Source organism: Commensalibacter sp. M0268 (assembly GCF_016101925.1).
GTDB classification, from domain to species: Bacteria; Pseudomonadota; Alphaproteobacteria; order Acetobacterales; family Acetobacteraceae; genus Commensalibacter; species Commensalibacter melissae.
In genome coordinates, this window is record NZ_JACFPQ010000004.1 from 90,339 (window position 1) to 104,576 (window position 14,238).

The window sequence follows — 14,238 nt, forward strand, 5'->3', positions numbered from 1 at the left end:
GCAGCTGTTCATTATTGGAATGAATTATTTTTAGGATTTAAAGGGCGTGTTCCAAATATTCCTGTTCCCACCCTAACATACGTTGCTCCACATGTAATGGCTGTTTCAAAATCATTTGACATTCCCATTGATATTTCATTCAGACCAAATTTTCTGGCAAGATTGGCAAGTTTTCTAAAATGAGGAATAGGGTCTTCATGAACGGGGGGAATACCCATTACACCCTGAATTGATGATCCAAACCGTTTCCTGCATAATGAAATAAAATGATCCGCATCTTCGGGAAAAATTCCTGCCTTTTGCGGTTCTCTTCCTGTATTGATTTGGATGAAAAGAGTGGGGGACCGTCCTGTTTTCTGAATGGCTTTTTCAAGCGGGTCGAGAATTGACAGGCGGTCAACAGTTTCAATAGTATCCGCGATTTTAACGGCATCCAATAATTTATTGCTCTGGATGGGACCTATAATGTGCAGTTTAATATCTGGCTGTTCCGATAAAATGGGTGCAAATTTCTTTTTTGCCTCTTGAATACGGTTTTCACCAAATATCAACTGTTTATCCTTGAAAGCTGCATATATTGATTCCATGGGATGAAATTTTGAAACGGCAACAAGTCGAATATCATTTGGTTTACGTCCAGCTTTACAAGCAGCCTGTTGAATTTTATCCCGTATAGAATTTAAATTTCGGCTTATAATTTTTTGGATTGAATCATGCATTTAATAAATTATATAAAATTAGAAACACATTGTATCATACAGTATTGGTAAGTTATTTCAAATAGGATTATTTTCACTGAAGTATTCAAATTAATCTTCACTAATTGGATTTTATTCCCATTCCCGTTGTCTAAGCTGAAGAATGGAAGTGTTTTTCTTAATATACCTGTTTTTTAAGAAAGAATAAAAGTACCAATCCTTGAGAAAAAAAGGGGTGTATTCATATAGAAACTTTTCCATGCGGCTCCAGCGAATATTTTTATGTTTTGTGCGTCTTTCCGATGGAATACACCAATGTTTTGGAGAGTAATAAACTTTACCAATTTTTAAAAGTCTATGAATAACCTCATGATCTTCAAAGACATAAGGCCATAATTTTTGATCAAATCCCCCAATTTGCTTTAAACTTTTAGTACGAAAAGTCTGTGCATATCCTCCAGCATGACATTGCTTGGGTATTAATTTTGATTTTAAATATATTTTCCGACATCGTTTTTGACTTTTGCGATTTTTAAAGGGCTGATAAATATCACAAGCCATCACGGCAGAATATTCTGGGTGACTTTCAAAGATCTGATTACAAAATTCCAAATAATGTTGAGGATAGTAAGTATCAGCATCCATGGTTGCCACAAAAGGAGTGGTGACATGATTTAATCCAGTATGTAAGGCATTTGTTTTGCCAGGAAGTTTTTCATTAATAAACTGCACCTCAATTGCAGGATAAAAATCCATAAATTTTCTGGCTATCTTTTCAGAATTATCTGTGGAATGATTATTGATTAGTATAAGTTTAAATTTTTGATAATTTTGTAATGCTATGCTTTCAAGAGTACCTGGAAGAAAGGTTGCTTCATTATAATACGGTAAAAGAATAGTCCAATTTTTCATTTAAATATAATTTCTAGGTTTATGTTGATAAATTTTTTAAATATGAAATTTAAATTCATTCGGGATTAAATTCTTTTATATTGGATTTATTTTTTGGATAATTTATAATATTTTATTGTTAGAGTCTAAAATAAATAATTAGTTAAGATGAAATCTCGCAATTCTGGTAAAAATTGATTATCAGAAAAATAGAGCAGAGAACGTAGTAATTTTATTTATTGAAAGTGAATATATTTACTATTTAATTCATTTAAAACTATAATGATTTTAAGTAAGAAAAGTTATAATTTTTTGAAAAAAGATATATCAATTAAGAATCATCTGTCATCGAAAGAAAATATCCGATCTGACAGAAATAATGATCCTACTCGACAAATTGCTTTTGATACTGTTTGTCAGATATTTGACTGGAAACATCTTCCGTTAGAAACAGCATTAAAAAATGCTTTACCTGTTGATGTTGATCAAAGGGATAAGGCAGCAGCATATCGATTAATTGTCTGTATCTTGAGAAAAAAAGGAACATTAGAGGCGCTTGTAGAACCTTTTTTGAAACGATCGCCACCACAGCAGGTATTATGGATTATTTTGCTAGGGGTGGCTCAAATTCTTTTTTTGGAAACACCTGTACATGCCGCTATCTATACATCTGTAGAACTTGCGCGTCATAATGGATTTGCGAAGTTTACGGGTCTAGTCAATGCTGTTCTCAGGAGGATTTCTGAAAATGGACCAAGCATACTGAAGGATCTTGATCAAAATCGCTTGAATATCCCTGCATGGCTATGGAAGTCATGGAATCAGGCAGGATTTAATCCTCGTCAGTTGGCAACCCTGTTGGATAGTGAACCCCCTTTGGATATGCATTTTAAAACGAATGCCACTGTTCCAGAAGGAGGTGTGCAATTAATGAATAATCATTGGCGTTATTCTTGTCATGTAAAGGTTGAACAGCTTGACGGTTATCAGGAGGGGCAGTTCTGGATTCAGGATATAGCGGCATCTCTACCTGCCTATCTTTTGAATGTGAAGGAAAATGAAAAAGTTGCTGATTTATGTGCGGCACCCGGTGGTAAGACAGCACAATTAATTCAAGCAGGGGGAAATGTTGTTGCGGTTGAAAAAAAATCTATACGGTTAAAACGGTTGAAAGAAAATCTGAACCGGTTACAGATGGATGCAGTGTTGGTTCTTGGTGATGCTGGAAGTTTAAATTATCAAAATGAATTTGATGCGATATTATTGGATGCCCCCTGTTCTGCCACGGGTATTTTTAGACGACATCCAGATGTTTTGCATTTAAAAAAAGAAAATGAAATTCAAAGTCTTGTTAAGATTCAACGAAAGTTGATTGGTGCAGCGATCAGTTATCTAAAAAAAGGAGGACGATTAGTTTACAGTGTTTGCTCCCTACAGCGCTCCGAGGCAGAAGAGCAGGCAGAATTCTTTAGAAATTTACCTGGTGTTAGGGCTCAACCATTTACACAAAAAGAAATTCCATTTTTAACTGAAGCATTAACAGAAGAGGGATGGATTAGGACGCTTCCTTCTATGTGGCAAGAAAAAGGCGGAATGGATGGTTTTTTTATCGCACGTTTTGTAAAAGAAGACTAATTAAACATTATTTCAAGTGAAATATATCTTTGTATTGGTGGACACGATAAAATCAAATCGTGTTTTTTCTGTTCAATTCATAAATTTTATCATAAACTGCAGTTAATAGTTTGACATAGTATTTGAAAATTTTAGAAAGGCTGTAAATTGGATATAAGGGTTCCCTTGATTGCTCCCAGTGTTCTTTCGGCAGATTTCGCATGTTTGGGAGAGGAAATTAGGGCGGTTGACAAACATGGTGCTGACTGGATACATCTTGATGTTATGGATGGTCATTTTGTTCCCAATATGACTTTTGGCCCAGTAGTTCTCAAATCTTTGCGATCTTATAGCAAGTTGTTTTTTGATGTGCATTTTATGATTGAACCTGTCGATCCTTTTATCGAACCGTTTGTTCAGGCGGGTGCCGATCAAATTTCTTTTCATATCGAGGCGGGGCCTCATGCGCATCGTTCCTTGCAACATATCAAATCGTTTGGAATAAAAGCCGGGATAGTATTATGTCCGGCCACACCTGCCAATGCAATTTCCGAGGTTATAGATCTTGTAGATAATATTCTAATTATGACTGTAAATCCTGGTTTTGGTGGACAGAAATTTTTATCCAGTCAATTAGCGAAAATTCGTGCAATACATGAAATGGTTCAAAAGTCGGGTCGTTCCATTCATATTAGTGTTGATGGCGGGATTAATGTTCAAACTGCACCCCTGGTGATAGAAGCGGGAGCCAATGTTTTGATAGCTGGAACTTCAATTTATGGTCAACCTGATTATGGTCAGGCAATAGATGCATTGCGGGGAACTAAAAAGTAAAAAATTTGCTAAATTATGACTTTCACCCATTAGGAGAAATGATTCAGAGAAATAGGGAGGCTTAGGATGGCTTTTCAAGAAATGGTAAAAAAAATCCGACTTTCTCTGGTACGATTACCTGCCATTGGTTATGGACAGATTCCCGAAGTTCCAGCATATATTTTGCGAGATTTATGGACCGGAAATTCTGTTTATGGCATGCATCTTGTAAAAGGGGAATTTATTTATCAGGATTATGTTATTTCCCTATATCCCGGTCAATGGGGTGATAAAAACCTCTCCTGTGAAATTATTGGCAAACTGCATGGTTTTTCATGGTTACGGGATATGCGAGAGCTAGGGACAGAAAATGCGCGTCTTGCAGCAAGAAATTTGGTGACGGATTGGATTGGCAATTCACCATCATCTTATGATTCTGTTGTTTACAGACCGATTATCCTTGCAGATCGTATAGTGAATTGGTTGGGGTTCTATGATTTTTTTGCGGCATCAGCAGAAAAATATTTTCATCAACAATTTATGCGTCGAATTATGAAAGAAGGAAGATATGTTGTTGCCATGCTTCCTTTGGACAATCATACACATGAAAATTTTACGTTATTAAAGGCCGCTCTGGCTCTTGCATTATGTATGCCGGAACAATTTGATTTAATACCAAAAATCAGTAAATTCCTGCAAAGTGAACTGGCTGAACAGATTTTTGAAGATGGAATACATATTGAACGAAACCCTGAAATACAACTTTATGTATTGAGAGATCTGACCGAAATTCGTTTGATGTATCAGTTGATCAATATGCGTCCCCCTTCCGAACTTATTCTAGTGCTTGATAATGTCAGTCGTGCTTTAAGGGCATTGCGACATGGTGATGGCAGGCTTGCACTATTTAATGGTTCCAGTGAGAATAAGGCACATTTTATTGATCGTGTTCTGAGTAATTCCACACAAAAACGTGTCGCCATGACGGATATGAAAGCGGGTGGATATATTCGTTGTTTTGCCAATCGTTCAACTCTGTTAATTGATAGTGGTGTTCCACCGAAAAAGGTAGATATAAAATATCTTGGTGCTTTATCTTTTGAATTTTCTGTTGGTAAACAGAGATTAATTGTTAATTGTGGCGCTGGAGGATCATCAGCCTGGCGATCTGCGTTGGCGGGAACCGCGGCTCATTCTGTTCTAAAATTATCCAATACAGAAAGTGTTTTACTGGAGGATAATCAATTAAAAGATTTAAATTTTAAAGTTGAATCAATTCATGAAATGACTGAGGGTGCTCATTGGGTGGAATTAAGTCATAATGGCTGGCAAAAAGCATATGGTGTAATTTATCATCGTAAATTTTATCTTTCTGCGGATGGTCAGGATTTAAGAGGGGAGGAAACGCTCGATTTTGATCAGTCTTATCCTTTTACTATTCGTTTTCATTTACATCCTTCGGTTAAAGTTGAAGAAAAATTGGTTGAAATTCGGAAAAATGAGAAGGAAAAATTTTTTGTTTTATCGTTTCAACATCCTCAAGAAGGTAAACAAATTTGGTGGTTCCGTTTTTCCGATGCAGAGGGAAGAGTTGAAAATAGCGTCTACTTTGGTGAAAAAGTTCGACTTGCGACTAAACAGATTGTTTTATATAATCTGCATCAATCAAAAAAAAATGATGTTGAAGAGAATAGAGCTTCTATAACTAAATTTGAGAAACAAGACAAACAATCGGTTTTAAACGAAGAGCAAAAAGAAGAAGGATCTGATTATGTGGCTATTTTCCATAATCAAAACGATGATGCAAAAATATGGCAAAAAAACACTGCGGATCATGTTTCTGTTGGAATGCCTGAAGATTTGTCGGAAAAAACTTCAGAAATTCAGAGGCAATCAGAAATAAATAGTTCTTTAAATCATTCAAATATTAAGAATATTCAAAATGATAAAGAAAAAATAACTAAAATTCGATGGGCTCTGCGTCGTAAGGCATAAATGAATTTATGAAAATTTTGGAAATTGCACATGTTGATTTTGCCTTATATCAATTTCTACTTCCCTTAATGCGTAGGTTGCGTTCCTGTCACCATCAAGTCATTGGTGTTTGTGCAGAAGGAAGGTTATTGGAGAAAGTGAGACAAGAGGGATTTCGGATCCGAACCGTTCCTTTTGTCCGTTCTTTTTCGATCATAGGTCAGTTAAAAGCTTTGTGGGTTCTTTACCGTATAATCAAGCTTGAAAAACCAGATATCGTTCATGCCCATATGCCCATAAGTGGCGTATTGGCGCGTATAGCCGCTTTTTTATGTGGAACGCCTGTAATTATTTATACTTGTCACGGATACCTTTTTAATCAACCCGGGAAAGGTATAAAATCATGGATAAGACGTCTATTATCCTTTGTTCTTGAATGGTGTTGTGGAAAAATTACGAATTTTTACATGACTGTCTCTCAGGAAGAGGCTCGAGATGCTAAAAGGCTGGGTATTCATTCCAATCCTATTTTTATAGGGAACGGCCGGGATCCAGCAAAATTCTTTTCTGATATTGACCTGAAACAGAAATTTAGACAGGCAAACAAGATTCCACAGAATCATATAGTTTTTATGATAGTTTCCCGTCTTGTTCAACATAAAGGTTATCCAGAGTTAATCATCGCTTTTTCTGCAATTGCAGAAAAGCTTCCAGAAGCTGAATTATGGATTGTAGGTGAAAGATTGCCTTCTGATTATGGTTTCGTATTGGATAAACTTTTTAATAAAGCACAAAAAAAATTGGGGAATCAAATACGTTTTTGGGGATATCGTCAAGACATAGATCAGTTGATGAAAGCTGCTGATGTTTTTGTTTTACCCAGTCATTTTGAAGGGTTACCAATGTCCATTATCGAGGCAATGTTAAGTGGTTTACCTGTTATAGGCACTTCAATACGGGGTCCCCGAGAACAAGTTCAGCATTCAGAAACAGGGCTATTGATCCCGCCAGGTTCTATATCTTTGCTATCCAGGGCAATGGCCTGGCTTGCTTTTCATCCAGAACAAAGAAAAAAAATGGGAGAAAATGGGCGGGCCAGGGCTTTATCAATGTATACCGAAGCTATCTGTCTGGATCGTGTTATGAATGTTTTTTCACAGATTGATGGGTTTGATAATCCCTTTTTATCCAAGCCTTGATTAAATCGAGGATAAAATCTTTTTCTGTCTGTGTTAAGGCCTGTCCCTTTTGAATCTTATACCATTTTTCAAGGCAGCTGCGACAACAAGTTGCTGTGGCATGTTGGGCGATAAAAACAGGATGTCCTTTCCATGGCGTTTGTTTTCCATCATTTTTTGGAAAAGCAGGAGCCAGACGTTGATTGATGAAATCCGTAGCATGTTCAATTATTTTATCAAGGCCTTTATCGATTAGATATTTTCGTTCTTTTTCATGTAATGTAAATCTAGACCGGAATTTTGAATGATTAAGCTGATCCAAGATTAATTCTGTGGAAGAAGGAACCATTCTTGTGACTTTTTAATAAATAATTATTTCTGTGATTATCATAAATCAAACAAAATGTATATTATAATATTTGACAAAACTGTAAAATACGCATGATGTCATGACAATTAAAAAAAATACACACAAAAAACGTGAACTCTTGTAAATAACCAAGGATGCACCAATTTGTCCGCCTATAAAAGAACCAACACCCATTATAAATGCACTAAAATAGTTGATTTGTCCGCCTGATATGAAAATACTGAGCGCGGTAATATTTCCAGCGATATTTAATGGTTTTGTAATTATTGTCGCAGTGTTAATACGTAATTTGTAAATCTGCATTAATGAAATTGTCCAGATCGCTCCTGTTCCAGGTCCAAAAAAGCCATTATAAAATCCAATTACAGTCCCCATCCATGGCAGTATTTTCGGTTTTATGGGCAACTGTCTTTTTTCAAGATTGAAATGTAGGTTTGGAAATAAATAATAATAAAGCAATATTGCCAATAAAAGCCATGGGACTATTTTGTTCAGGGTCTGATCAGCGCTGTATTGTAATGTAATTGTACCTATGGCAGATCCGATTACAGTGAAAAACAGAGGGATGGCAAGCCCATGAAAACTTAGTTGTCCGCTTTTCCAAAATCGTAATGTGGCTGATAATTCACCAATTGCTGATTGCAATTTATTTGTACCTAATGCAGGAATTATATTAATACCGGTAAAAAGTAGAGCGGGTACGGTTATTAAACCTCCACCACCTGCAAGGGTATCAATTGTCCCGGCTATTAAACCGATGAAAAATAGAAAACAATCATAAAAATAAAAATGCATTTAGAGATGTCTGTTTAATTGATTATAAAAAATCAATAAACTCATGGGGAATATCAAGATAGAGTGAATCAGCGTTATCAGGATCAGGATTAGTGATCAAATAGTCATCCAAGGTTCCTGTGCCAATTTTTGATCTCTGCGATTTTAGAAACCTGATTAGAATATTGTCGGATATTAAATGTGAGGTTCCCAATCCATTTTTAATATCTTCCGGGTTTCTTGGAATTCTGCGTCTGAGTTTTGAACGTTCTAGGAGGTGGTTCTGATCAGCATATTTCAAATGAAACAGCCATAAATCGTGCGCAAAAAGGGTTTCATTTTGACATCGATGAAAACCGGGTTCCCATCGCGTCGGAACTGATGAAACTGAGGGTTTGCATGACCAACTTTTAATGGTGCCCTTGGAACGTTGTTTTAAAATGGGTCTTGACCAATCAACAGGTTTTCCAATCAAAGGATCAATGATTTCCACACCTACACATCGACATGTTTTGGCAGAACATTGTGCAAGATATTCATGTAAGGAAGTCCAACGAGATGGACGGGGGATTATAAATTCATCTGTGTCAATACAAAGAACCCAGTCATAAAGTTTTAAAAGTTTATGCTGCCATTCGCTCATTATATTGACGCTATCTTGTTCATCCAAATACTTGCGACGTGGAATGTGCTCAACATAAATGTATTGTTCAGCTTTGACAGGCGGATCGCTGCCATCATCAAGTATGAATAAGTTATCTTTTCCTACTAGTCTGGCATAATGCCTGATCCATATGGGAAGCATGGTTGTTTCTTTATAGCATTTTGTAATGGCGGCAATGCGAAGGGGTGATGGAAAATTCATAATAAAATCATATTTAAAAAAAACTATTTTTTTAAAATATCATTTTTCTTTTGAATTGGACAGAATTGAATGTTTGCGTCCGTAATAATAATAGCCAAATACACCGATTACACTATAAATAAACATTAAGAGCAGTGGAAGTGGATTGTGATTAATTAGGGAATAAATCATGTCAATGATCAAGGGAAAAATCATGGTCAGGCAACATAGGATGCCGCAAACGGGAATATAGCCAATCCAGATATTTCTAATCTTGAATCCACCAAAGGGTACCTGAAAGGGTCGATGAATATTGGGATGAACATTCCGCTGCCATATAACCGTGAAACAGACAATACCAAATGCCAGAGAGGTTCCAAGGCTGATTAGGTCACTTATGATATCAATAGGTAAAAAAGCTGTCGTAATGGCGATGCTGAGGCTAAGGATAATGGTTCCTATCCAAGGTGTACAATGTTTAGGATGAAGTTTGCTAAAAATTGGTGGAAGCAATCCGTCCTGTGCCATGATGTAGAAAATGCGGCTTTGAGCATATAGCAAAACGAGCATTACTGAGCAAAGTCCGATAACTGCGCTAGATTTCAAAATCCAGGCCAGGTTTGGCATGTTCATATAATCAATTGCCAGGGCCAGTGGATCAGAAATGTTTAATTTTCTATAAGGAACAACCCCGACTAAAATTAGCGCTACACCAATATAGATCATGGTTGAAACAAACAAGGAAGCTATGATTCCAAAGGGGATGTCCTTTTTAGGATTTTTGGCTTCTGATGCGGCTGTGGAAACAGCTTCAAAGCCTATATAGGCAAAAAAAATTGTTGAGGCTGCCCGAAAAATGCCCCTGATTCCAAAATTCATCGGACCTGTTGAGGAGGGGATAAAAGGTGTCAGGTTTTCCAGTTTAATATAGTGAAATCCCAAAATTATAAAAAGAATTAATACTCCGATTTTTAAACTGACGATTATTGCATTAATTGTTGTTGATTCGGAAACCCCATATAAGAGGAAGATGGCTGCGATCAGAACAGATCCTGCTCCAATAAGGTCAAGGGACTTAACAAATACAATTCCTTTTCCATATCCACCAATTGCAGGTTGAATCATGGGATTATGTAGCCATGAAGCGATATGAATATGGAAATCTTTTAGTAGGGATACACTATAACTCGAAAATCCTGAGGCAACTGATACAGCCGATATTCCATATTCCAACAACAGTAACCATCCAACAATCCAAGCGAATTTTTCACCAAGTGATGTATAGGCATAACTGTAGGCCGATCCTGCAGTCGGCATAGTGGATGCCAGTTCGCCATAGGAAAGGGCAGTAAATAAACATGCTATTGAAGCAATAATGAAGGATAAAAGAATTGCTGGTCCAGCAAAATTAGCCGCGGCTGTTCCTGTCATGACAAAAATGCCTGCGCCAATGGTAGAGCCGACCCCAATCATTGTTAAACGCCATGGGCCCAAACATTGTTTTAGACCATGTTTTTTTGAATCAAGTGTAAGTTGTTCCAGTGATTTGCGTTTAGAGAAAAAGGCCATATTTTTTGTGTAAAGGGTTAGGTAATAAACCAAAAGAAAGACAACATTTTATGATAAAATAAAATTCAGATATTTTACCTAACATAAAATGTATCTAATTCGGGAAAATTAAAGAGATATAAAAGAACAACGTTAATCTAAGGTTGATCAGATCTGTTCTTTAAAATTTTCTTAACGTAATTGGTAATTGTTTTTTCGATCTGCTCAGTTTGATCGGCAAAAATATGATCGGCATTAGGGATTGTATTATAGGCAACTTTGATGCCTTTTTGAGTGTTAAGTTTTTCAACAAGTTTGTCAATTTCCTGCAATGGGACAATGCTGTCGGATTCTCCTGCGATCATCAAACCGCTGCATGGACAAGGTGCAAGAAAATTAAAATCATAGTGGTTTGCCAATGGCGCGATGCTGATCCATCCTTGTATTTCAGGACGACGCATCAAGAGCTGCATTCCAATAAAGGCTCCAAACGAATACCCCGCGATCCATAATTCCCTGGAATTTGTATTCGCCATCTGTAACCAGTCCAGGGCCGCTGCCGCATCGGATATTTCACCAATACCACCATCATATTGTCCCTGAGACCGTCCAACACCACGGGAATTATAACGTAGTACAGAAAAATTCATTTTTTGGAATGCACAATACATTGTATAGGCAATTCGGTTATTCATTGTCCCACCTTGCAGAGGATGGGGATGTAGGATTAAGGCAAGGGGGGCGTTAGGTTGACTGGAATGGTGATAGCGTCCTTCAAGACGACCTGCTGGGCCTGCAAACATTACCTCTGGCATAGAACGATCCGTTTATCTATTAAAACTGGCACAATTTGTAAGATTTAACAATAATATAAGTGAGTGTAGGAAAACAATAAAAACAGTTTATCTCTATAAAGATATTTCTTATAAAGTGAAAGTGTTTTTGTCTTATCTATAAAATATAAATGAAAAATCAATAGCGATATGGTGATCGGACAAGGTTAACATATCCTTTGTCTTTGCTTATTTACCAGTAAATCTGTGAAAATATTTCTATTATAAGGTAACAGGGTTCATATTTGTATTTATATATTGTAAATTAAATACAGATTTAATTAAATTATTGTTGTAATGCAATAAATTATGCGGGTTATTTTTGGAATTCATGGTTTAATATAATAAATTGGATTATAAATGAAATGATACGACAATCTATATATCTAGATGCGAATGCCAGTGAGCCCATGCGCTCTTCAGTTATATCTGCAATGGTGGATATCATGCAGCAGACTGGTAATCCAACGTCTGTTCATCAAATGGGACGCAAGATTTATAATCAAATGGAAGATGCAAGAGAAACCTTGGTCGAATTATTCGGGGGGAGCGTTCAAAATTGTATTTTTACCTCTGGTGGGACAGAGGCAGATGTACTGGCTGTGCATGGTCAGATTGGTGAAGGCAACCAACAACGTCCTCTTTGGGTAGGGGCTACGGAACACCCTGCAATCATGCAGATTGACCTTTCAAAAAAAAAATTACCTGTAACACGGCAGGGCATTGTCGATCTTAACTTTTTAGAAGATGCCCTAAAAAAAACGTCAATACCTCCCTTAGTGTGTTTAATGCTGGCCAATAATGAGACAGGTGTATTACATCCCATTCAACAGGCAGCAAAAATTTGTCATGAATATGGTGCAATTCTTCATGTAGACGCAGCTCAGGCTGCTGGACGTATAATGTTCAATTTGGAAGATATCGGAGCGGACAGCCTGATTCTTTCAGCTCACAAAATGGGAGGTCCAAAAGGGGTAGGCGCATTGTTATTGGCTGGTCATGAAAGAAATGCGAAAAAGATAAATCCTCTTTTTAGTGGAGGAGGACAGGAACAGGGAAGAAGGGGAGGTACTCTGGCTGTTCCGGCAATTATAGGGTTGATGACCGCCGCAAAAGAGGCCTGTAAAGAAGATCGTTCCAATATTTTAAAATTACGTAATTATTTGGAAAAAGAAGTGAAAAAATATGGAGCCGTCATTTGTGGCGAGGAAGCTGAACGCTTAGATAATACATCCTCTATAGCTTATGCTGGAGTTTCGGCACAAAAATTATTTATGGCTTTGGATATGGCTGGTTTCTGTGTCTCAACGGGATCTGCATGTTTTTCAGGGAAATTATCTCGTTCACCTGTTTTATCAGCAATGGGGTTGGAAGAATTGGCTGATTGTACGATCCGTGTATCTTTACCATGGAATATCCAGCAAAAAGATGTTGAAACTTTTATTCATGTTTATGGCCAGTTGATTCAAAAGTCAAAGGATTCATAATCTATAGAAAATGGATTTTTCAGGAAAAAACAAGATAAAAGAAAAGGTGATTTACCTTGATTATCAATCGACCACACCGTGTGACGAACGTGTTGTTGAAGCGATGCTACCCTATTTTGTGCATAATTTTGCAAATGCTAATTCAGAGCATATATTGGGTAAATATGTTGCTGAAACCATTGATAAGATTCGTGCCGACATTGCCGAAATGCTCGGGGTGGTTTCTCAAGAAATTATTTTTACCTCTGGTGCGACAGAATCCAATAATATTGCCTTGCAGGGTAGTGTGCGTTATCTAATTGATCATTATCCCAAGACCAAACGGGTTATCACGATTGCGACTGAACATAAATCCGTTCTTGAAACAGTCCAGAATTTACAGTCTATTGGTGCTGATCCTTTTATTTTGCCAGTTCAATCCGATGGATTGATTGATCCTGATAGTTTGAAAGCGGCATTGCAGGTTCCAACAATATTAGTCAGTGTCATGGCCGCTAATAATGAAACAGGAGTTATACAGAACATTCCTTATTTGTCGGCATTGTCTCATGAATATGGTGCTCTTTTTCATTGTGATTTGTCTCAGGCTTGTGGAAAAATATCTGAAAAAATCCAGTTGCGTTCCTGGGGAATTGATCTTGCCTCAATTTCCGGGCATAAAATTTATGGGCCCAAAGGAATTGGCATTTTATATGTAAGACGTAAACCTCGGGTAAGGGTGGAACCTTTATTTTATGGAGGATATCAGGAACGAGGAATTCGATCAGGAACTTTGCCAGTCCCCTTGATTGTTGGTTTGGGTAAGGCATTTTCGCTATTCCAGAATGAGGGAAATGAAGAGATCAGGCGTTTGGCGTCTTATAAACATTTTTTGATAAATGAATTGCAGGCAAGAATTCCACAACTTAAAATTAATGGATCAATCGAATATGCCTTGTCAAATTGTGTTAATCTACAATTTCCAGAGGTTAAGGCCCTTGATCTTTTGGCAAGAATTCCTCATTTATGTTTATCAACAGGTTCAGCATGCAATCATGTTTCTATGCCATCCTATGTTTTACAATCCATGGGATTGTCAGAACAAGAAGTTTTATCTAGTATCCGTTTTTCTTTTGGTCGGATGACAACAAAACAAGAAGTCGTTGAAACCGTTCATGACCTTTATTCAGCATGGTATGATGTAAGAAAAGGGACATGAGTTAAAATCAGAATAT

The 14,238-nt window shown here is 37.0% G+C and carries 13 protein-coding genes; 6 read left to right on the top strand and 7 right to left on the bottom strand.

Features of this window, described 5'->3' with window-relative positions:
* Positions 1 to 11 precede the first annotated feature (11 nt).
* Both H3R28_RS07585 and H3R28_RS07590 read right to left on the bottom strand, forming a co-directional pair.
* Positions 12 to 719 (bottom strand): YggS family pyridoxal phosphate-dependent enzyme, encoded by a 708-nt coding sequence (locus tag H3R28_RS07585; RefSeq protein WP_198210550.1) that lies wholly within the window; start codon positions 717 to 719, stop codon positions 12 to 14.
* A gap of 111 nt (positions 720 to 830) precedes the next feature.
* Positions 831 to 1,610, bottom strand: a complete 780-nt coding sequence (locus tag H3R28_RS07590; protein WP_198210551.1) for a glycosyltransferase family A protein — start codon at positions 1,608 to 1,610, stop codon at positions 831 to 833.
* A gap of 291 nt (positions 1,611 to 1,901) precedes the next feature.
* Between H3R28_RS07590 and H3R28_RS07595 the strand changes: the two genes are divergently transcribed.
* From H3R28_RS07595 to H3R28_RS07610, 4 genes are all read left to right on the top strand, one after another.
* Positions 1,902 to 3,224 (top strand): RsmB/NOP family class I SAM-dependent RNA methyltransferase, encoded by a 1,323-nt coding sequence (locus tag H3R28_RS07595; protein ID WP_232351272.1) that lies wholly within the window; start codon positions 1,902 to 1,904, stop codon positions 3,222 to 3,224.
* A gap of 147 nt (positions 3,225 to 3,371) precedes the next feature.
* The gene (rpe, locus tag H3R28_RS07600) at positions 3,372 to 4,037 is read left to right on the top strand and encodes a ribulose-phosphate 3-epimerase (protein ID WP_110439414.1); all 666 of its coding nucleotides are present in this window, start codon (positions 3,372 to 3,374) and stop codon (positions 4,035 to 4,037) included.
* 66 nt (positions 4,038 to 4,103) lie between these two features.
* Complete coding sequence (locus tag H3R28_RS07605) at positions 4,104 to 6,011, top strand: heparinase II/III family protein (protein WP_198210553.1); 1,908 nt, start codon at positions 4,104 to 4,106, stop codon at positions 6,009 to 6,011.
* An 8-nt stretch (positions 6,012 to 6,019) separates the two neighbouring features.
* Positions 6,020 to 7,189, top strand: coding sequence for a glycosyltransferase family 4 protein (locus H3R28_RS07610; protein ID WP_198210554.1), 1,170 nt, complete (start codon positions 6,020 to 6,022; stop codon positions 7,187 to 7,189).
* Here H3R28_RS07610 and H3R28_RS07615 read toward each other — a convergent pair.
* The 5 genes from H3R28_RS07615 to H3R28_RS07635 all read right to left on the bottom strand — a co-directional run bounded on the left by H3R28_RS07615 (position 7,131) and on the right by H3R28_RS07635 (position 11,519).
* Positions 7,131 to 7,517 carry a DUF4186 domain-containing protein gene (locus tag H3R28_RS07615; protein ID WP_198210555.1) on the bottom strand — a complete coding sequence of 129 codons (387 nt, stop codon included), beginning with the start codon at positions 7,515 to 7,517 and terminating at the stop codon, positions 7,131 to 7,133. The genes H3R28_RS07610 and H3R28_RS07615 overlap by 59 nt on opposite strands.
* Before the next feature lie 45 nt (positions 7,518 to 7,562).
* Positions 7,563 to 8,333, bottom strand: coding sequence for a TSUP family transporter (locus tag H3R28_RS07620; RefSeq protein ID WP_198210556.1), 771 nt, complete (start codon positions 8,331 to 8,333; stop codon positions 7,563 to 7,565).
* A 22-nt stretch (positions 8,334 to 8,355) separates the two neighbouring features.
* The gene (locus H3R28_RS07625) at positions 8,356 to 9,177 is read right to left on the bottom strand and encodes a glycosyltransferase family 2 protein (protein ID WP_198210557.1); all 822 of its coding nucleotides are present in this window, start codon (positions 9,175 to 9,177) and stop codon (positions 8,356 to 8,358) included.
* Between the two features lie 39 nt (positions 9,178 to 9,216).
* Positions 9,217 to 10,725, bottom strand: coding sequence for an APC family permease (locus H3R28_RS07630; protein WP_198210558.1), 1,509 nt, complete (start codon positions 10,723 to 10,725; stop codon positions 9,217 to 9,219).
* Between the two features lie 137 nt (positions 10,726 to 10,862).
* Positions 10,863 to 11,519 (bottom strand): alpha/beta hydrolase, encoded by a 657-nt coding sequence (locus H3R28_RS07635; protein ID WP_110439421.1) that lies wholly within the window; start codon positions 11,517 to 11,519, stop codon positions 10,863 to 10,865.
* A gap of 383 nt (positions 11,520 to 11,902) precedes the next feature.
* Between H3R28_RS07635 and H3R28_RS07640 the strand changes: the two genes are divergently transcribed.
* Entirely contained in the window at positions 11,903 to 13,024 is a 1,122-nt protein-coding gene (locus H3R28_RS07640; protein WP_198210559.1) for a cysteine desulfurase family protein, read from the top strand.
* Positions 13,025 to 13,070: 46 nt separating this feature from the next.
* Positions 13,071 to 14,222, top strand: a complete 1,152-nt coding sequence (locus H3R28_RS07645; protein ID WP_347401018.1) for a cysteine desulfurase family protein — start codon at positions 13,071 to 13,073, stop codon at positions 14,220 to 14,222.
* Positions 14,223 to 14,238 lie beyond the last annotated feature (16 nt).